The organism is Streptomyces sp. 2131.1 (assembly GCF_900105515.1).
GTDB lineage: Bacteria > Actinomycetota > Actinomycetes > Streptomycetales > Streptomycetaceae > Streptomyces > Streptomyces drozdowiczii.
Window position 1 is genome coordinate 3,611,729 of the sequence record NZ_FNSY01000001.1, and the last position, 18,039, is coordinate 3,629,767.

Annotated in this window: 15 protein-coding genes; 6 read left to right on the forward strand and 9 right to left on the reverse strand. The window is 72.7% G+C overall.

Features of this window, described 5'->3' with window-relative positions; translation table 11 throughout:
• Positions 1-52 precede the first annotated feature (52 nt).
• The 4 genes from BLW14_RS16110 (at position 53) to BLW14_RS16125 (ending at position 5,002) form a co-directional block, all read left to right on the forward strand.
• A complete protein-coding gene (locus tag BLW14_RS16110; protein WP_093707964.1) occupies positions 53-898 on the forward strand; it encodes a DUF6457 domain-containing protein in 846 nt (281 codons plus the stop codon).
• A gap of 287 nt (positions 899-1,185) precedes the next feature.
• A complete protein-coding gene (locus tag BLW14_RS16115) occupies positions 1,186-2,886 on the forward strand; it encodes a molybdopterin-binding protein (protein ID WP_256333007.1) in 1,701 nt (566 codons plus the stop codon).
• Positions 2,887-2,906: 20 nt separating this feature from the next.
• Positions 2,907-3,980: a potassium channel family protein gene (locus tag BLW14_RS16120; RefSeq protein ID WP_093707966.1), complete on the forward strand. Its 1,074-nt coding sequence runs from the start codon at positions 2,907-2,909 to the stop codon at positions 3,978-3,980.
• A gap of 32 nt (positions 3,981-4,012) precedes the next feature.
• Positions 4,013-5,002 carry an NAD(P)H-quinone oxidoreductase gene (locus BLW14_RS16125; RefSeq protein WP_093707967.1) on the forward strand — a complete coding sequence of 330 codons (990 nt, stop codon included), beginning with the start codon at positions 4,013-4,015 and terminating at the stop codon, positions 5,000-5,002.
• A gap of 75 nt (positions 5,003-5,077) precedes the next feature.
• Here BLW14_RS16125 and BLW14_RS16130 read toward each other — a convergent pair whose 3' ends face one another.
• The 6 genes from BLW14_RS16130 to BLW14_RS16155 all read right to left on the reverse strand — a co-directional run bounded on the left by BLW14_RS16130 (position 5,078) and on the right by BLW14_RS16155 (position 12,243).
• The gene (locus BLW14_RS16130) at positions 5,078-5,623 is read right to left on the reverse strand and encodes a bacterial proteasome activator family protein (protein WP_093707968.1); all 546 of its coding nucleotides are present in this window, start codon (positions 5,621-5,623) and stop codon (positions 5,078-5,080) included.
• A 93-nt stretch (positions 5,624-5,716) separates the two neighbouring features.
• Complete coding sequence (locus tag BLW14_RS16135; RefSeq protein WP_093707969.1) at positions 5,717-8,572, reverse strand: FtsX-like permease family protein; 2,856 nt, start codon at positions 8,570-8,572, stop codon at positions 5,717-5,719.
• Positions 8,569-9,336, reverse strand: coding sequence for an ABC transporter ATP-binding protein (locus BLW14_RS16140; protein ID WP_093707970.1), 768 nt, complete (start codon positions 9,334-9,336; stop codon positions 8,569-8,571). Before BLW14_RS16140 ends, BLW14_RS16135 begins: the two co-directional genes overlap by 4 nt.
• Positions 9,337-9,377: 41 nt before the next feature.
• Positions 9,378-9,989, reverse strand: coding sequence for a PadR family transcriptional regulator (locus BLW14_RS16145; protein ID WP_093707971.1), 612 nt, complete (start codon positions 9,987-9,989; stop codon positions 9,378-9,380).
• A 73-nt stretch (positions 9,990-10,062) separates the two neighbouring features.
• Positions 10,063-10,521 (reverse strand): hypothetical protein, encoded by a 459-nt coding sequence (locus tag BLW14_RS35160; RefSeq protein WP_256332802.1) that lies wholly within the window; start codon positions 10,519-10,521, stop codon positions 10,063-10,065.
• Positions 10,522-10,593: 72 nt separating this feature from the next.
• A complete protein-coding gene (locus tag BLW14_RS16155) occupies positions 10,594-12,243 on the reverse strand; it encodes a protein kinase domain-containing protein (RefSeq protein WP_093707972.1) in 1,650 nt (549 codons plus the stop codon).
• 349 nt (positions 12,244-12,592) lie between these two features.
• On the opposite strand from BLW14_RS16155, the gene BLW14_RS16160 reads away from it, so the two are divergent.
• Positions 12,593-14,287: a protein kinase domain-containing protein gene (locus tag BLW14_RS16160; RefSeq protein ID WP_093707973.1), complete on the forward strand. Its 1,695-nt coding sequence runs from the start codon at positions 12,593-12,595 to the stop codon at positions 14,285-14,287.
• 10 nt (positions 14,288-14,297) lie between these two features.
• Here BLW14_RS16160 and BLW14_RS16165 read toward each other — a convergent pair whose 3' ends face one another.
• From BLW14_RS16165 to BLW14_RS16175, 3 genes are all read right to left on the reverse strand, one after another.
• On the reverse strand, positions 14,298-15,299 hold the full coding sequence (locus BLW14_RS16165) for a phosphotransferase (RefSeq protein WP_093710750.1): 1,002 nt from the start codon (positions 15,297-15,299) through the stop codon (positions 14,298-14,300).
• Positions 15,300-15,362: 63 nt separating this feature from the next.
• Complete coding sequence (locus BLW14_RS16170) at positions 15,363-15,788, reverse strand: pyridoxamine 5'-phosphate oxidase family protein (protein ID WP_093710751.1); 426 nt, start codon at positions 15,786-15,788, stop codon at positions 15,363-15,365.
• Positions 15,789-15,875: 87 nt separating this feature from the next.
• Positions 15,876-16,535 carry a response regulator gene (locus tag BLW14_RS16175; protein WP_093707974.1) on the reverse strand — a complete coding sequence of 220 codons (660 nt, stop codon included), beginning with the start codon at positions 16,533-16,535 and terminating at the stop codon, positions 15,876-15,878.
• A gap of 340 nt (positions 16,536-16,875) precedes the next feature.
• On the opposite strand from BLW14_RS16175, the gene pdhA reads away from it, so the two are divergent.
• Positions 16,876-18,039 (forward strand): pyruvate dehydrogenase (acetyl-transferring) E1 component subunit alpha, encoded by a 1,164-nt coding sequence (gene pdhA / locus BLW14_RS16180; protein ID WP_093707975.1) that lies wholly within the window; start codon positions 16,876-16,878, stop codon positions 18,037-18,039.

Sequence of the window (18,039 nt, forward strand, 5' to 3'; positions counted from 1 at the left end):
TCGGCAGGAGGCTGCCCGGACCACCGCCCGGCGGGGCCCGCATACTCGGGGCATGACCGCCTACGACGCCATTGTTCTCGCCGGAGGGGCCGCCAAGCGGCTCGGCGGTGCCGACAAGCCCGGGTTGCGGGTGGGCGGCCGGACCTTGCTCGACCGGGTCCTCGCCGCCTGCGCCGACGCCCGGGCCACCGTGGTGGTGGGGGACCGGCGGCCCACCATGCGCGCGGTGACCTGGGCGCGCGAAGTTCCGCAGGGCGGCGGGCCGTTGGCGGCGCTCGACGCGGGGGTGCGGCACACCTCCGCGGAGCGCCTGCTCGTGCTCTCCGCGGATCTGCCGTTCCTCGGCGCGGACACGGTCCGGGGCCTGCTGGCGGCCGCGGCGCGGGGCGAGGACGCCGACGGTGCCCTTTGCTGCGACGAGGACGGGCGCGAACAGCCGCTGGTCGCCGTCTACCGGGCCGAGCCGCTCCGCCGCGAACTCGCCCTTCTCGCCGCGGAACACGGCGGTCTGGCCGGGCTGCCGCTGCGACTGCTCACCGGGGAACTGACGCTGCGCCGGGTGCCGGCCGGTCCGCTCGCCTCGTTCGACTGCGACACCTGGGAGGACATCGCTTCGGCCCGGGCCCGGATCAGGGACCATGGGACGGTGCTGGACGAATGGATCACCGCAGTCAAGGAAGAGCTCGGCATCGAACTCGACGTCGACACCGCCCTCCTGCTCGACCTCGCCCGTGACGCCGCCCACGGCGTCGCCCGGCCCGCCGCGCCGCTGACGACCTTCCTGGTCGGGTACGCGGCGGGGCGGGCGAGCGGCGACGGCCCCGAGGCGGTGGCCGAGGCCACCCGCAAGGCGGAGGCGCTGGCGCTCCGCTGGGCGGACGAGAACGAGACGCCGTGACGGGGTCCGGGGGGCCCGGGGGCGCCGGGGGCTTCGGGGACCCTGCCTCCACCGGGCCCTCTGCCTCCACCGGTCACCCCGCCCCTACCGGTCACCCCGCCCCTACCGGGCGCCCTGCCCCCACCGGTCACCCCGCCCCCACCGGGCGCCCTGCCGCCGACGACCGCATCTCCGGCGAGAGCGAGCACCGAGTCGGCGCGCGGACACGCGCCGCGGCGGAGGGCCGGTTCGATGAGGACCGGTTCGATGAGGTCCGGGCCGACGAGGAGCGGGCCGTCGCCCAGGCACTGGCCCTGGTGAGCACGCAGGCTTCCCGGAACGCGGAACGCAGGCCCACGGGCGGGCCGTCCGGCCGGCCCGCCGCGTCGTCGGGGGACCCGGCCCCCGAGCCGAACGACTGGCTCACCAGCTTGCACCACGACTGGCAGGACGCCCAGACAGCCGCCGAACCGGACCACCGCCCCGCCGAACCGGACCACCGCCCCGCCGAACCGGACCACCGCCCCGCCGAACCGGACCACCGCCCCGCCGAACCGGACCGCCGCCCTGCCGAACCGGACCACCGCCCTGCCGATAAGCCGCACGCTCAGGACCCCGAACCCGACCCCGGCCCCGACCCCGGCCCCGCTCTGCCGGACGGCGCCCCGACCACCGACGGCCCTGGCCCCCGCCCGGCAACCGACAGCACCTCGGCCTGCGGCGGCCCCCGCCCGGCAACCCCCCGCCCCGCCGAGGAGCCCCACCACCCCGCCCTCCCCTGGCGGGCAGCCCGGCGTATCGCTGAGCGGGCCGGGGGGACCGGTGCCGTTCGGGTCGAGCGGGTGGGGCTCGGGGGTGCGGTCGGACGGGTGCTCGGGGAACCGCTGGCCGCGCTCACCGACCTGCCGTCCTTCGACACCTCGGCCATGGACGGGTGGGCCGTCGCCGGGCCCGGCCCCTGGCGCATCCGGGGCGACGGCGGCATCCTCGCCGGCCACGGCGCCCCCGCCGCGCTGTCCGACGGAGAGGCCGTCCGGATCGCCACGGGTGCCCGGATCCCCGCAGAGGTCACCGCCGTCATCCGCAGCGAACACGCGCACGCCGACGAGGCCAAGGGGCTGCTGCACGCGCAGCGGTCCGTGAGCCAGGGGCAGGACATCCGGCCGCGCGGCCAGGAATGCCGCTCGGGGGAACACCTGCTCCCCGCCGGAGCGGTCGTCACCCCCGCCGTGCTCGGCCTCGCCGCGGCCGCCGGGTACGACGAGCTGCCCCTGCGCGTCCGGCCGCGCGTCGACGTCCTCGTGCTGGGCGATGAACTGCTGACCGCCGGGCTGCCGCGAGACGGGCTGATCCGCGACGCGCTGGGGCCCATGATCGGACCCTGGGTGCACGCGCTGGGCGCCGAGGTCTCTCCGCCGCGCCGCATCGGCGACGACGCGGAGGCGCTGTGGAAGGCGCTCACCGGTTCCGACGCCGACCTGATCATCACGACCGGGGGCACCGCTGCCGGGCCCGTCGACCATGTCCACCGCGTTCTCGCCCGGATCGGCGCCGAGCTGCTGGTCGACGGGGTCGCCGTGCGCCCCGGCCATCCGATGCTGCTGGCCCGGCTCGGCTCCGCCGGGCCGTATCTCGTAGGGCTGCCCGGCAACCCCCTGGCCGCCGTCTCCGGACTGCTCACGCTGGCCGGCCCGCTGCTGGGCGGACTGGCCGGCCGCACCCCCGATGATCCCTACCGGGTGGCCGTGCGCGACGATGTGCACGGGCATCCGCACGACACCCGGCTGGTGCCCGTGGTCCATCGGGCGGCCGGAGAACCCGGAACCGCAGGCGGGGCGGAGCACGTCGTACCACTGCATTACAACGGTCCCGCCATGCTGCGCGGGATCGCCGCCGCAGACGGGTTGGCCGTCGTGGAGCCGGGCGGGGTACGGTCCGGCACCGAGGTGGAGATCCTCGATCTACCGTGGGCCTCGGCGACGCCGTGGACTGAAGGGTGTTTCACGTGAAACTTCCCGGCCATGACGCGATGGCCAGGCGGGCCGACGAACAGGTCGTCCCCACCCGGGTGATGCTTCCGCGCCGGGTCGTGGACGGACCGGCGCGCCAGGTCGCCAAGCGGCTGATGATGGCTCTGATGGTGCTGGCCATCACCGTGTTCATCGTCTGGATCGACCGCGACGGCTACCACGACGCGGCCGACGGCAAGGTCGACCTGCTGGACGCGGTCTACTACGCGACGGTCACCCTCTCCACCACCGGGTACGGCGACATCACCCCGTACAGCGACGGTGCCCGTCTCATCAATGTGGTGCTCGTGACACCGCTGCGCGTGCTCTTCCTCATCATCCTGGTCGGCACCACTCTTGAGGTCCTCACGGAGCGGACCCGGGAGGACTTCCGGCTGAAGCGTTGGAGAACCAACTTGCGTGACCACACTGTCGTCGTCGGCTTCGGCACGAAGGGCCGCTCGGCCATCCAGACCCTGTGCGCCACCGGGCTGAGCAAGGAACAGATCGTCATCGTCGACCCGCAGTCCAAGGTGATCGAGATCGCCAACGCCGAGGGCTTCACCGGGGTCGTCGGGGACGCCACGCGCAGCGATGTGCTGCTCCGCGCCGAGCTTCAGAAGGCCCGTCAGGTCATCATCGCCACCCAGCGCGACGACACCGCGGTGCTGGTCGCGCTGACCGCCCGCCAGCTCAACCGGGGCGCCAAGATCGTGGCCGCGGTGCGCGAGGAGGAGAATGCCCCGCTGCTGCGGCAGTCCGGTGCGGACGCCGTGATCACCAGTGCCAGTGCGGCGGGCCGGCTGCTCGGCCTCTCGGTGCTCAGCCCCAGCGCGGGCACGGTCATGGAGGACCTCATCCAGCAGGGCAGCGGCCTCGACCTCGTGGAACGGCCGGTCATAAAGAGCGAGGTCGGCAAGGGCGTGCGGGAGACGGAGGACCTGGTCGTCAACGTGCTCCGGGGTCACCGGCTCCTCGGGTACGACGACCCGGCGGCGAGCCCCCTGCAGCTGACGGACCGCCTCATCACCATCGTCCGCGCCTCGAACGAGCCGCCCGCCCAGCCGCCGCACCAGGGCATCCCGCGTTCCTGAGTCCACCCGGCCCACGGAGTAGCCTCGCGGCCATGCATGCGATCACGATCCCCGAACCCGGTGGCCCCGAGGCGCTCGTGTGGGCCGAGGTGCCCGATCCCGTACCCGGCGAGGGCGAGGTCCTCGTCGACGTCGTGGCCGGCGCGGTCAACCGGGCCGACGTGCTCCAGCGGCAGGGCTTCTACGACCCGCCGCCAGGCGCCTCCCCCTACCCGGGCCTGGAGTGCTCGGGCCGGATCTCGGCGCTCGGCCCCGGGGTGACCGGCTGGGCCGTGGGCGACGAGGTGTGCGCGCTCCTGGCGGGCGGCGGTTACGCGGAGAAGGTCGCCGTTCCGTCCGGCCAACTGCTCCCCGTACCGAAGGGGCTGGACCTGACGCAGGCCGCGGCGCTGCCCGAGGTGACGGCCACGGTCTGGTCCAACGTGTTCATGGTGGCCCATCTGCGGCCCACCGAGACCCTGTTGGTGCACGGCGGGTCCAGCGGCATCGGCACGATGGCGATCCAGCTCGCCAAGGCGGTCGGGGCACGGGTCGCCGTGACGGCCGGCAGCCCCGAGAAGCTGGCCCGCTGCGCGGAGCTGGGCGCGGACATCCTGATCGACTACCGCGAGCAGGACTTCGTCGAGGAGATCCGCGAGACCACGGCCGGGGCGGGCGCGGACGTCATCCTCGACCTCATGGGCGCGAAGTACCTCGACCGGAACGTGCAGGCGCTCGCCGTCAACGGCCGGCTCGCCATCATCGGGCTGCAGGGCGGTGCCAAGGGCGAACTCAACCTCGGCATGCTGCTGAACAAGCGGGCGGCGGTCACGGCGACCTCGCTGCGCGGGCGCCCGCTCGCCGAGAAGGCGGCGATCGTCGCGGCCGTCCGCGAGCACGTCTGGCCGCTCGTCGCGGACGGGATCGTGAAGCCGGTCGTCGACCGCACGGTGCCGATGCGGGACGCGGCGGAGGGGCACCGCGTCATGGAATCCAGCGCCCACATCGGCAAGGTGCTGCTCCAGGCGCCCACGGCCGCCTGAACCAGTACGACGAGGGGCCCGGCACACCGCGGTGTGCCGGGCCCCTCGGACGTGGTCGGTCGGACAGTGCGCGGGTTACAGGTACGGCCCCGAGCGGACCGGGCCGTGCGGGTCGATCCCGCCGTCCTCCTCCGGGCCGGTGCCGGGCGGCAGCGCGCGGCGCATCTGCTCCAGCTGGGCGCGGGCCGCCATCTGCTGGGCGAACAGGGCGGTCTGGATGCCGTGGAAGAGGCCCTCCAGCCAGCCCACGAGCTGCGCCTGGGCGATCCGCAGCTCCGCCTCGGAGGGGACGGAGTCCTCGGTGAACGGCAGGGACAGCCGCTCCAGCTCCTCCACCAGCTCCGGCGCGAGGCCGTCCTCCAGCTCCTTGACCGAACCGGCGTGGATCTCCTTGAGACGCACGCGGCTCGCCTCGTCGAGAGGAGCGGCCCTGACCTCCTCCAGGAGCTGCTTGATCATGCTGCCGATGCGCATGACCTTCGCGGGCTGTTCGACCATCTCCGTCACCGGGACCTCCCGCGACTCGTCGTCATTGCCACCGCCGCCGATCGCCATTCCGTCCTGTCCCACTACCAGGACCTGGGGGTGCTCCTGCGACCGTTCATTCCTCGGCATCTCCATGCCGCCATTGTCTCGCACACACGGCGTTCACCACTGTGGTGCCCCCGGTAACGGATGATCCACCGTCCCGGGGGCACCGAACAGCCCAGTGGCTCAGCCGGCCCGCCGCGCCAGGGCCACCCGCGAGCGGGTGAACGCCGCGGCGAGGACGCCCGCCAGCAGCGGGACCGCGACGGCCAGCAGCCCGATGCTCGCCCAGGGCAGCACGATCGGCGTGTACGCGGACTCCATGGGCTCCGTCCGCATGTACTCCATCGCCTCGCGCAGATCGACCAGGCGCAGGGCCACGGCGGGGACCAGCCCTGCCGCCGTGCCGAGCAGCACCCCGGTCAGGGCCACCACCAGGCACTGGAACCCGGAGAGCGTCCGCCGCACGCGCGGGGGTGCGCCCACCGCGCTGAGCGTGGTGAGGTCGGCCTCCGCGTCGGCCTTGGCGAGACCGGTCGTGATCGCGGCGGCACCCACGGTCACCACCCCGGCGAACAGCGTGAGGATCAGCAGGATGGTGCTGTCGCGGCCCTCGTTGGGCCCCTGGTTGGCCTGCACCCAGAAGCCGCCGCCGGCCTGTTCGATGGCGGCCGCCACCCGCTGGTCCTCGGCGTCCGTGGGCTGGTGGGCGACGGCGTACAGACTGCCCCGCGGCTCTGTGTGCAGGCCCAGGCGTTCGGCGGTTTGCTGCGGAAGGATCATGCGGATGCCGGGTGTGGTGGCGTACTGGGGCTTCGCCACGTACACCTTCAGCCGGTCCGTGGTCTTCCGGGCAGGGCCTGGGTGCAGCTTGCGGCCCTCCTTGTCCTTGGGGCTGTATGTGTGCACGGCCTTGAGCGTGACCTTGTCGTTCTCCGCGTACGCCTCGTTGAGCAGGACCGGCGTTCCGGCCTTCAGGGCGGCGGCCGCCGCCGGGTCGTGGAGCTTCACATACGTGTCAAGCAGGGCCGCGTCGCCGATGACGATGTTGTGGGATTCGTAGCCGAACGTGCCCGTGGAGGTGTGCACGTCCACGCACGCGGGGGTCCGCATCATCGCGCGGTGCTCATCGGCGGACAGCCGGGCCGCGAGCTCCTTGGCGCCCTTGGTGTCGAGCGGGCACGTGTGTCCCTTGCCGGTGGGCTTGACCAGTTCGAGGGTGCCGCAGCCGTCCTCCTCGGCGTAGTAGACGTTGCAGTCGCTGCCCGCCCAGGGCCGGGAGATGTCGGCGCGGCCGCCGGTCACCGCCAAGTTGTGCTCGACGATGGACCGGGCCGCAGGAAGCCGCCCGGCTGCCTCGGCGTCACTGGCCGACAGGTAGATCGTGCCCTCGGTCAGCGAGGGTGTGTAGTCGTAGTCGGACTCCGCCTGGCTGCTCGACATGTACGTGGCGATGGCCACCGAACCCGCGACCGCGGCCATCACGGCGGCCACCGCCGGGGCGGTACGGCCCCGGTTGCGGGCCGCGTCGCGCAGCGCCATCCGGGGCGAGAGCGGGAGCCTGCGGCCGAGCCGGCCCAGCACTCCGACGATCACCGGGATGCAGGCGAGCACCCCCAGTTCGGCGACGACCGAGCCGCCGGCGACCAGGGCGGAACTGCCGCTGGTCCCCCCGTATACGGCGACGAGCACGCCGAGCGCGAGCACGCAGGCGCCCGTGACGGGCAGCACCCGGGAGCTGCGGCGCACCCCGCGCCGGCCGGTCAGCGACTCCAGTACGGACTGGCGGCCCGCCACGATCGCCGGGGCGAACGCCGCGAGCAGACCGGTGACCAGGCCGAGCACGGCGATGACCAGGAGTTCCGCGGGGCGCAGCACCAGGCCGCCGAAGCGGTGGCCGGCCCAGTTCTCGATCATCGGACGGAACACCACCGTCAGCAGCAGCCCGACCGCGACACCGGCGACCGCCCCGACGCCGCCGAGGACGAGACCGCCCCCGAGGACGACCGCGCGGACCTGACTCCGGTCGCCGCCGCACGTGCCGAGCAGCCCCAGCTGACGCCGGGAGCGGCGGGCGCCGACGGCGAACGCGGGTCCGGCCAGCAGCACGACCTCCAGGAGCGCCATCGAGACGACGGTGATCAGGGCGGCACTGGTCTCGCCGGACTCGTAGGTCCTGGAGTTGGCGTACTGCGGGTTCGTCTTGAGCAGCGGGATCTCGGAGTGCGGCGGCGGGTTCTCGGAGACCTGCCGGGAGGTGACGAGAGCGCCGGCCTTGTTGGCCGCCAGCACGTCCTTCCAGCCGATGCCGTCCTGCCCGGCCGCGTCGACCAGCCAGTGTGCCGTGTCCGGGCGGGGCACCGGCACCTTCTTGTCGTGGTCCGCCAGGGCCTGCCAGGGGGCGATCACCGCGCCGGGGTCGGCGTACAGCTGTTTCGCCTTCAGGTCGGCGGGCAGCTCGACGGCGCCGGTGATCGTGTACTTCCTGCCGGATGTCGTCACCGTGACGCCGGAGCCCACGTGCAGGCCCGCCGACTTCAGAAACGCCTCGGTGGCGACCATGTCGCCGGTGCCGCGCGGGAACGCGCCGTCGACCAGGTCGATTTTTCCCCGGACCATCGGGTCCGAGGCCTTCAGCTCGGTGATCTCGGTGCTCGCTATGCCGTACGAGGTCGTGACCGTGGCGGACACCGACTGCTCGCTGATCGCCCGGGCGCCCTTCGGGAACACGGCCCGCATGTCGACCGGCGGCACGTCCTCCTCGGGCGTCTCGCCGCTTTCCGTGTAGTACATGTCGCCGTCGGGCATCTGCTGGATCGGGCCCATGCCCGAGTCGCCGTACATCGCGTCGGCCGAGCCGATCCGGGCCGTGAGCTGCTCGGCCGGACTCTGGTCCGCACTGCGGTACGTGATGTCGGCGGCCGTCACCCCGAGGACCGGCAGTGCGATCATCGCGACCACCAGGGCGCTGCGGCCCTTGGCCCGCAGCGCGTCGCGGCGGGCTATACGGAGGGCGGCGCGCCACCCCGTGAAGACGCTCACTCGGCTCCTCCGGCGGCCAGCAGCGAGTCGGCCCCGGCCGTCAGCGTCTGGTCGACGATCGAGCCGTCCCGCAGGAAGACGACCCGGTCCGCCCAGGCGGCGTACCGCGGTTCGTGCGTGACCATCACCCCGGCCGCGCCCTGGTCGCAGCGGTTGCGCAGGAGCGCGAGGACGGCCTCGCCGGTCTCGGAGTCGAGCGCGCCGGTCGGTTCGTCGGCGAGGACCAGGCGCCGGTCCCCGACCAGCGCGCGGGCGATGGCGACGCGCTGCTGCTGGCCGCCGGACATCTCGTCCGGGAAGCGGTCCGCGATCTCCAGTAGGTTCATCTCCTCCAGCGCGGCGCGGGCCTCCTTGCGGGCCTTGCGGACCGAGACGCCGTCGAGCTCGCGGGGCAGGGCGATGTTCTCGGCGGCGGTGAGGGCGGGGATCAGGTTGTAGTCCTGGAAGACGTAGCCGACACTGCGGCGGCGCAGGGCGGCGAGGCCCTTGCGGCCGAGCGTGGAGATGTCCTGGCCCTCGATGATCACCTGGCCGCCGCTGGCGGTGTCGAGACCGCCGGCGAGGGTGAGCAGGGTGGACTTCCCGGAGCCGGACGGGCCCATCACGGCGACGAGTTCACCGGCGTACACGGACAGGCTGATGCCGCGCAGCGCGTGGACCTCGGCGATTCCGGTGCCGTGGGTGCGGGTGAGCGAGCGGAGTTCGAGTACCGGTGCGTCCACCGTCAGGGGCGGTGCGGCTGGGGACGGGACGTGCAGGGACATGGTTCCCTCTCGGAACGGGTGGATGTAGGGGGTTGCCGGACTCAGCGGCGCGTGCGGGAGCGCCCGGCGGTGCGGGCGGCGGCGCCCGGGGGCGGCCCCGGCTCCGGCTCCGTGGCGGCGGCCTCGGCGAGGCGGATCAGCCGGGACTCGCAGTGGTCCAGCCAGCGGGCCTCGGCCTCCGCCTGGAAGATCAGCTGCTCCACGACGAGCAGCCAGGCCACCTCGTCGCGGTTGGCGGGCGCCTGGCCGAGGGACTGCGCCTTGAGGCGGGTGTAGTCCTGCATGGCCTTCACCGTGTGGTGGCGCTGGGCCTGGATGACGGCCCTGATGTCGACGCCGGGCGCCCCGACCGCCATGGCGAGCTTGATGGCCAGCTCGTCACGGGGCGGGTTGGTGCGGTCGACGGGCGTCTCGAACCAGGCGCGCAGCTCCGTGCGCCCGGCGTCGCTGATCGAGTAGAGGGCGTGGCCCTGGTCGTCCTCGCCGTCCTGCGCGACCAGGCCGTCGCGCTCCAGCCTGCTCAGCGTCGTGTACACCTGCCCGACGTTGAGCGGCCAGGTGGAGCCGGTGCGCGACTCGAATTCGGTACGGAGCTGGGAGCCGTAGCGCGGCCCGCGCTCCAGGAGGGCGAGGAGCCCGTGACGGATCGACATACCGAGTATGTATACCGAGTATGTCGATCACCGCAAGTCTTGGGGGACGCGGTTCGGGAGGAGGGCCGTACGGTCAGCGGGCGCGGCGCATCCGCAGCGCGAGGAAGCCGAGACCCAGCCCCACCAGGGCGATTCCCGCCCCGAGCGACACCTGCTGCACCCGCTCGACGGTCGCCCCGTTCAGCGCCCGGCGCCCCGCCGGAAGCGGGCCGGGAAAGTCGTCCGGATCGGGCGTGAAGGCCGGCAGGGCGGCCGGTGCCGTCTCCTCGGCGCGCTGCGCGCGGTCCTCCCGCGCGTCCTCCCGGGCCACTTCGGCGGCCGACCGCCCGGGCCGCTCCCGCCCGGCCCCGGCGGGCCACCCGGCGAGCGGCGTCTGCATCTCCCCGGCGTGCGGCGAACCGCTGGAGGAAGGGGAGGGCGAGGGCGGCCCGGAGGCGCCCGGGGCGGCGGCGGCACCCACGGCCGCGGCCGCCGTCAGCGCCAGGCAGACCACGCCCCGGAAGGAGCGTGCACGCAGCTGTCCCGAAGCCATGCGGCCACCGTCACACGCGCCGGTACGACCGGCACCCCGGGTGAGGCGTACGGATGGCTCCGATCGGCGGGGCTACGCCGGGTCGCCGGTGGCGATCTCCACCTCGAAGTGGGCGCCGGTCTTCGGGACCGCCGTCCCGGGCGACGGGAACTGGTTGACGACCTGGTCCTCCGCGTACGCGTTGCCCGGGACCTTCTTCTGCTTGATCGTCCAGCCCGCGGCGTCCGCGCAGGCGCGCACCGAGAGGATGTCCTTGTACATGAAGCTCGGGGCGTCGACCTTCTGCGGGTCGTCGGTGTCCTCGTACGCGTCCGTGCACTTCTCGGAGTCGATCGTCCGGTTGCGTTCCGGATCGCGGTGCTCGCCGGACACGGGGGACGCGCTGGCCTTGCCCTCCGTGCCGCCCTTCTTCTCCTCGCCGTTGAGCGCGATGACCGTGATCAGGCCGCCGATCGCGACGAGCGCGACGACGATCGAGCCGATGATCACCGGCATGTTCCGCTTGGAGCCACCGCCCGATGCGGGGGTCGACGCCGTCTGCGGGGAGATCGTGTACGGCGCCGGCGTCTGGTGCTGGAGGGGCGCCTGGTTCGCGTAGGCGGGGACGCCCGTCTGCGGGTAGCCGTACGACGGGTTCGTGGCGGGGGCCGGGGTCGCCGGGCCGTACGGGCCGGGCTGCTGCGGCTGGTAGGGGCCCGGCTGGTACGGCGTCTGGACGCTCTGCGGGGCGGGCGCGGACTGGTCGACCGGCGGGAAGACCGCCGAGCCGACACCCGAGCCGCTGTTCGCCGGGGCTCCGGCGTCTCCGACGATGACCGGGGCGCCGGTGTGAGCACTGGCGCTGAGCACGCGCGCGATCTCGTCCTGCATGGCCGCGGCGCTCGGGAAGCGCTCGTTCGGGTTCTTCTTGAGCGCGCGGGCGACGAGCGCGTCCATCGCCGGGGTCAGCGAGCGGTTGATCGTCGACGGGGCGACCGGCTCCTCCTGCACATGCGCGTACGCGATGGCGAGCGGGGAGTCCGCGTCGAAGGGGAGGCGGCCGGTCAGCAGCTGGAAGAGCATGATGCCGACCGAATAGAGGTCGGAGCGCGCGTCCACCCCGCGGCCCAGGGCCTGTTCGGGGGAGAGGTACTGCGGGGTGCCGACGACCATGCCGGTCTGCGTCATCGACGTGACGCCGGACTGCATGGCGCGGGCGATACCGAAGTCCATGACCTTGACGACACCGCGCTTGGTCACCATGACGTTGCCCGGCTTGATGTCGCGGTGCACCAGGCCCATCTCGTGGCTGGTGTCCAGCGCGGCCAGCACGTCCGCGGTGACCTTGAGCGCCTTGTCGGCCGGCATCGCGCCTTGGGCGCGGATGTCCGCCGCCAGGACCGAACCGAGCGGCTGCCCCTCCACGTACTCCATGACGATGTACGGCATCAGCGCGCCGCCGAGCTCGTCCTCGCCCGTGTCGAACACCGAGACGATGTTGGTGTGCTGGAGCTTGGCGACGGCCTGCGCCTCACGGCGGAAGCGCTCGCGGAACGACTGCTCACGGCCCAGCTCGGTGTGGAGCGTCTTGATCGCGACCTGCCGGTCGAGGGCGGAGTCGTACGCCAGATATACGGACGCCATCCCGCCTTCGCCGAGCAGGTCACGCAGCTGGTAACGGCCGCCGGCGACCGAACCGCCCGCGTAGCGACCCTGCGTACCGTGTCCGCCGTCCTGGCTCATGACTTGCTTCCCCCTCGGCGCGCGACTCACGCGAACTCGGCGTGCCACTCACGCGATGATCCGTATTACTGGCCAAGTCTGCCCGAGGGGTACGACACGTCAAGCCGGGTGCCCGTTCCGTGACCGTACGCGCTGGAAGCGTCTCGGAAGCGTTACAGGATCAGCATGGAATTTGCGTCGGCGGCGCGCCAGCCGATTGGATGGCCGGTCCGGCGCCGGATCGGCCTGTCGTACAGAGGCTGTAGCGTGACGGGGCAACGCGGCCGGCAGTGCAGCCGGCAACGCAGCAGGGCACCGTGAGACCCCGCGGACGCGCGGACAGAGCGGACAGAAACGACGGCGAGGACTGATGGCACCCGAACCCGAAGCAAACGGCGGCGGAGTTCCGGATGGCACCGAATCCTTCGGTATCGGCGGGGTCGTCGGCGACGGACGGTACCGGCTGACCCACCGCCTCGGCCGGGGCGGCATGGCCGAGGTGTTCGCGGCGGAGGACGTCCGGCTGGGGCGCACGGTCGCGGTGAAGCTGCTGCGCTCCGACCTCGCCGAGGACCCGGTCTCCAAGGCCCGCTTCACGCGCGAGGCGCAGTCGGTCGCCGGGCTCAACCACCATGCGGTCGTGGCGGTCTACGACTCCGGCGAGGACACCGTCAACGGCCAGACGGTCCCGTACATCGTGATGGAGCTCGTCGAGGGCCGCACGATCCGCGACCTGCTGATCAACGCCGAGGCCCCGCCGCCGGAGCAGGCGCTGATCATCGTCTCCGGGGTGCTGGAGGCGCTCGCCTACTCGCACCAGCACGGCATCGTGCACCGCGACATCAAGCCCGCCAACGTGATCATCACCCACTCCGGTGCGGTCAAGGTGATGGACTTCGGCATCGCCCGCGCGCTGCACGGCGCGCAGTCCACGATGACGCAGACCGGCATGGTCATGGGCACGCCGCAGTACCTCTCCCCGGAGCAGGCGCTGGGCAAGGCCGTCGACCACCGCTCCGACCTGTACGCCACCGGCTGCCTGCTGTACGAACTGTTGGCGCTGCGGCCCCCGTTCACGGGCGAGACGCCGCTCTCCGTGGTGTACCAGCACGTGCAGGACACCCCGGTCCCGCCGTCGCAGATCCTGGACGCGGTGCCGCCGGAGCTGGACGGGCTCGTCATGCGCTCGCTGGCGAAGGACCCGGACGACCGGTTCCAGAGCGCCGAGGAGATGCGCGGTCTGGTCCAGTACGGCCTTCAGATGCTCCAGGTGCAGGGCGGCCACACCGGCACGTGGAACACCGGCCCGGTCGTCCTGGCCGACGGCCCCGGCACCCCGCCAGGCGGCATGACCGGCGCCACGCGCGCCATGGGCGGCTACCCGCAGCACGGCGACACCTCGCAGGCCCCGATCCTGCCGCCGATGAACCCGGACGACGGGGGTTACGACGGCGGCAGCACCCGGCAGGGCGGCGGCGGTCGCGGCAAGCTGTGGCTGTTCGTCGTGCTCGCCCTGATCGCGATCGGCGCGGGCGTGGCCATCGCACTCAACGCGGCGGGCGACAGCGGCAAGAAGCACGAGAAGCAGCCGACGGAGACCTCCAGTTCGCCGACGCCGACGGAGGACTCCCCGACGCCGACGCCGGAGAAGACCGAGGAGAGCGAACAGCCGGGCGACAGCAGCGGCGGCCAGTGGGACAACACCTGGGAGCCCTCGCCGACGCCGAGCCGGACGGCCGAGAGCCCCTCCGCCACCGCGACCGACCCGGGCACGGGCGGCACGGACGACGGCGGCACCGACAACGGCGGCAGCAGCAGTAGCGGGTCGGGCGGCAACAGCGGCAACGGCACCGGCAACGGCGGTACGGGGACCAACGGCGAGACCGGTGACAGCGGGGGCAGCACCGGCACCAGCGACGGCGGCAGCACGGGCACCAGCGACGGCGGCAGCACCGGTACCGCCGAGGGCACGACCGAGGGCACGGACGGGGCCGCCGGCGGTGCCGCCGAAGGCGCGTCCACCGGCACCACGGCGGGCGCTCCGGGCGCGGCCACCGGCGGCTGAGCCGCCCGCCTCACCCCGTGAACGCCGCGCGCACCGCCTCGTATTCACGGGTCCACCAGACCGCCAGGGCCGACACCGCGGGGAACTGCGGGTCGGCCCTGCGGTCGTCCAGGCAGTAGCGCCAGCGCAGTATCCAGAAGTCGTTGAGCCGCTCCCACCACACCCGGTGCACCGCCGCCGCCAGTTCAGCCGCGTCCGCCCCGGCCGCCCGCCGGTAGGCCCGGGCGTAGGCGCGTACCTTCGTCAGGTCCAGCGCACCGGCCGGCTGGACGAAGAAGATCGCCGCCGCGCGCACCGCCTCCTCCGCCCGGGGCTGGACGGCCAGCCGGTCCCAGTCGAGGATCGCGACCGGTTCGGCGCCCCGGTAGAGCACGTTCAGCGGGTGGAAGTCGCCGTGCACCCAACCGGTGGCGGGCGCGCCCGGATCGGGCGGCCGGCGGTCGGCGTACCGTTCCAGCAGAACGCGCCGCTCGCGCAGCCGGTGCTCGGCCAGTTCGTCGAAGGCGTCCCGGCTCCCGCGCCCGCGCGCGGCGGCGAGCAGGTCGCCGATCAGCGCGAAGGTGTCGGCCGCCTGCGGACTCGCGTAACCGGGTGGCCGCCCGCCGCCCGTCCCCGTGTCGCGCTCGGTTCCCATGACCTGCTCAAGACCCGTGTGTACGGCTCCGAGGAGCGTCCCGAGACGCATGGACTGGGCGAGGGTGAGCTGGGCGCCGCCCCGGTGCAGGCCCTCGACCCAGGGGTGGAGGGCGTAGCGGCGGCCGGCGATCTCGGTGACGGTCTCGCCGTCACGGGCCCCCAGCGGCGGGGCTACGGGCACTCCGAGTGACTGGAGGCGCCGGGTCGCGCGGTGCTGGCGGACGATGGTGGCGCGGTCGCGGGTGGCGTCGTCCGAGTGGTGCTTGAGGAAGTACGAACCCCGTGTGGTGGACACCCGGTAACCGTGGTTGAGCAGGCCCTGGGAGAGCGGGGTGCAGGTGAGCGGCTCACCGGCGTCCGGGTAACGGCGAAGCACCTCGCCGACCGGCGGGACCGGCGGGGAGGCGACAGATGAGCGCGACACGCTTCAGATGTTAGATCACGCTGCGTTGCGGATTTGCTGAGTTGCGTGGAAGTCCAGAGTGTGCACCGTGACGAAGTGGGGTTCGAGCCAGAGGTACGACGGGGCGAACGGTTCTCCGTTGACCTCGACGGGCGCGGGACCGAAGCGCTCGCGCTGGGCGGGGGTCGGCTCGACGATCCGGGCGGGCCCGGTGAACTGCACGGACCACAGGTCCTCGGTGCCGGCGGGGGCCGTGTTGAAGTTGTCCGCGCCGTAGGCCACGACCGCGCCGTCGCAGGCGCCGTGGTGGCCGAGACCGCTGTGCATGCGCAGCACGACGCGGCCGTCGATGACGATGTGCCGGGCCACCGTCAGCATCGGGAGGGCCCGCATGCTGGTCGCCAGCCGGCCGTAGGGGACCCGGCCGAGCAGGTCGATCGCGTGGAGTTCCTCGTGGGACATGTCCTCCACTGTCGGCCACCGTGTGAGGGCCGGATAAGAGGCCGGGGCCCCCGTTTCGCCGGGACCAAAGTCCCTCCCGGCTCCCTCTCAGCGCTTCTCCGCCTGGAGTCGTGCCACGTACGCGGCGGCCTGCGAGCGGCGCTCCATGCCGAGCTTGGAGAGCAGGCTGGACACGTAGTTCTTGATCGTCTTCTCGGCGAGGTGCAGCCGTTCGCCGATCACCCGGTTGGTCAGGCCCTCGCCGATCAGGTCGAGGATCTTGCGCTCCTGGTCCGTGAGGCTCGCGAGCTTCTCGTCGCCCCGGGCCGTCTTGCCGTCGCGGAGCCGCTCCATCACGCGCGCGGTGGCGACCGGGTCCAGCAGCGACTTGCCGGCTGCCACGTCCCGTACGGCCGTCAGCAGTTCGTTGCCCCGGATCGCCTTGAGCACGTAGCCCGCGGCGCCCGCCATGATCGCGTCGAACAGCGCCTCGTCGTCGGCGTACGAGGTCAGCATCAGGCAGTGGATGGAGCCGTCCTGGGACCGGATCTCGCGGCAGACCTCGACCCCGCTGCCGTCCGGCAGCCGCACGTCGAGCACCGCCACGTCGGGGCGTACCGCCGGAATCCGCACCAGCGCGTCCGCCGCCGTGCCGGCCTCGCCGACCACCTCGATGTCGTCCTCCATCGCCAGCAACTCATGGACGCCGCGCCGGACGACTTCGTGGTCGTCGAGCAGAAATACGGTGATTTTTCCTTCTTCGCGCACAATCGCAGTCTCACACACTCACCTCTTCCCTGCCGCTGTCGGGCGGGATAACGTGCCGTTGTTCCGGCGGCCTGCGAGGCTGTGATCAGTGCTGTGACCAGCGAGACTCCCCGAATTCCTCGATTTACTTGGATATCCAAGCAAAATCGCAGGTCAGGAAGGGTTTCGCAGTTACGGGACCCACTGGGTAACGTGCCTTGGACAGGGCGCTCGCCGGGGCACCTGTCACGCCTGTTTCCCGGACCGAGCGGCACCCACCCCGTGCACGGGTACGGACACAGGCGAGCCGCACTGGTCTCCCGGCAGACCCCGGGGGCCGGACCGACGGAGGAGCACGCACGTGACCGTGGAGAGCACTGCTGCCGCGCGTAAACCGCGACGCAGCAGCAAGCGGACCAGCGCCGCGAAAACGCCCGCGAAGACGCCGGAGGGTTCCACGCCCGAGCTCGTACAGCTGCTGACGCCCGAGGGCGAGCGGGTCGAGCACCCGGACTACTCGATCGACCTGAGCGCGGAAGAGCTGCGCGCCCTGTACCGGGACATGGTCCTCACCCGCCGCTTCGACGCCGAGGCCACCGCCCTCCAGCGCCAGGGCGAGCTGGGCCTGTGGGCCTCGCTGCTGGGCCAGGAGGCCGCGCAGATCGGCTCGGGACGGGCCCTGCGCGACGACGACTACGTCTTCCCGACCTACCGTGAGCACGGTGTGGCCTGGTGCCGGGGCGTCGACCCGACCAACCTGCTCGGGATGTTCCGCGGTGTGAACCACGGCGGCTGGGACCCGAACACCAACAATTTCCACCTGTACACGATCGTCATCGGCTCGCAGACCCTGCACGCCACGGGTTACGCCATGGGCGTGGCCAAGGACGGCGCGGACTCGGCCGTGATCGCGTACTTCGGGGACGGCGCCTCCAGCCAGGGCGACGTCGCGGAGGCGTTCACCTTCTCCGCCGTCTACAACGCCCCGGTCGTCTTCTTCTGCCAGAACAACCAGTGGGCGATCTCCGAGCCCACCGAGAAGCAGACCCGGGTGCCGCTCTACCAGCGCGCCCAGGGCTTCGGCTTCCCCGGCGTCCGGGTCGACGGCAACGACGTCCTGGCCTGCCTGGCCGTCACCCGTTCCGCCCTGGAGCGGGCCCGGCGCGGCGAGGGCCCGACCCTGGTCGAGGCGTTCACGTACCGCATGGGCGCGCACACCACATCCGACGACCCGACGAAGTACCGGGCCGACGAGGAGCGCGCGTCCTGGGAGGCCAAGGACCCGATCCTGCGCCTGCGCACGTACCTGGAGAGGGAGGGCGCGGCCGACGAGGCGTTCTTCACCGCCCTCGACGAGGAGAGCGAGACCCTCGGCAAGCGCGTCCGCGAGGCCGTACGGGCGATGCCCGATCCGGACCGGATGGCGATCTTCGACCACGCCTACGCCGACGGGAACCCGCTCGTCGACGAGGAGCGCGCCGAGTTCGCCGCCTACCAGGCATCGTTCGCCGAGGAGGGCAAGTAA

Excerpts from the sequence above, each read along its gene's own strand:
- BLW14_RS16110 (WP_093707964.1), top strand. The coding sequence starts at position 53 with ATGACCGCCTACGACGCCATTGTTCTCGCCGGAGGGGCCGCCAAGCGG.
- BLW14_RS16120 (WP_093707966.1), top strand. The coding sequence starts at position 2,907 with ATGGCCAGGCGGGCCGACGAACAGGTCGTCCCCACCCGGGTGATGCTT.
- BLW14_RS16125 (WP_093707967.1), top strand. The coding sequence starts at position 4,013 with ATGCATGCGATCACGATCCCCGAACCCGGTGGCCCCGAGGCGCTCGTG.
- BLW14_RS16130 (WP_093707968.1), bottom strand. The coding sequence starts at position 5,623 with ATGGAGATGCCGAGGAATGAACGGTCGCAGGAGCACCCCCAGGTCCTG.
- BLW14_RS16140 (WP_093707970.1), bottom strand. The coding sequence starts at position 9,336 with ATGTCCCTGCACGTCCCGTCCCCAGCCGCACCGCCCCTGACGGTGGAC.
- BLW14_RS16145 (WP_093707971.1), bottom strand. The coding sequence starts at position 9,989 with ATGTCGATCCGTCACGGGCTCCTCGCCCTCCTGGAGCGCGGGCCGCGC.
- BLW14_RS35160 (WP_256332802.1), bottom strand. The coding sequence starts at position 10,521 with ATGGCTTCGGGACAGCTGCGTGCACGCTCCTTCCGGGGCGTGGTCTGC.
- BLW14_RS16155 (WP_093707972.1), bottom strand. The coding sequence starts at position 12,243 with ATGAGCCAGGACGGCGGACACGGTACGCAGGGTCGCTACGCGGGCGGT.
- BLW14_RS16160 (WP_093707973.1), top strand. The coding sequence starts at position 12,593 with ATGGCACCCGAACCCGAAGCAAACGGCGGCGGAGTTCCGGATGGCACC.
- BLW14_RS16170 (WP_093710751.1), bottom strand. The coding sequence starts at position 15,788 with ATGTCCCACGAGGAACTCCACGCGATCGACCTGCTCGGCCGGGTCCCC.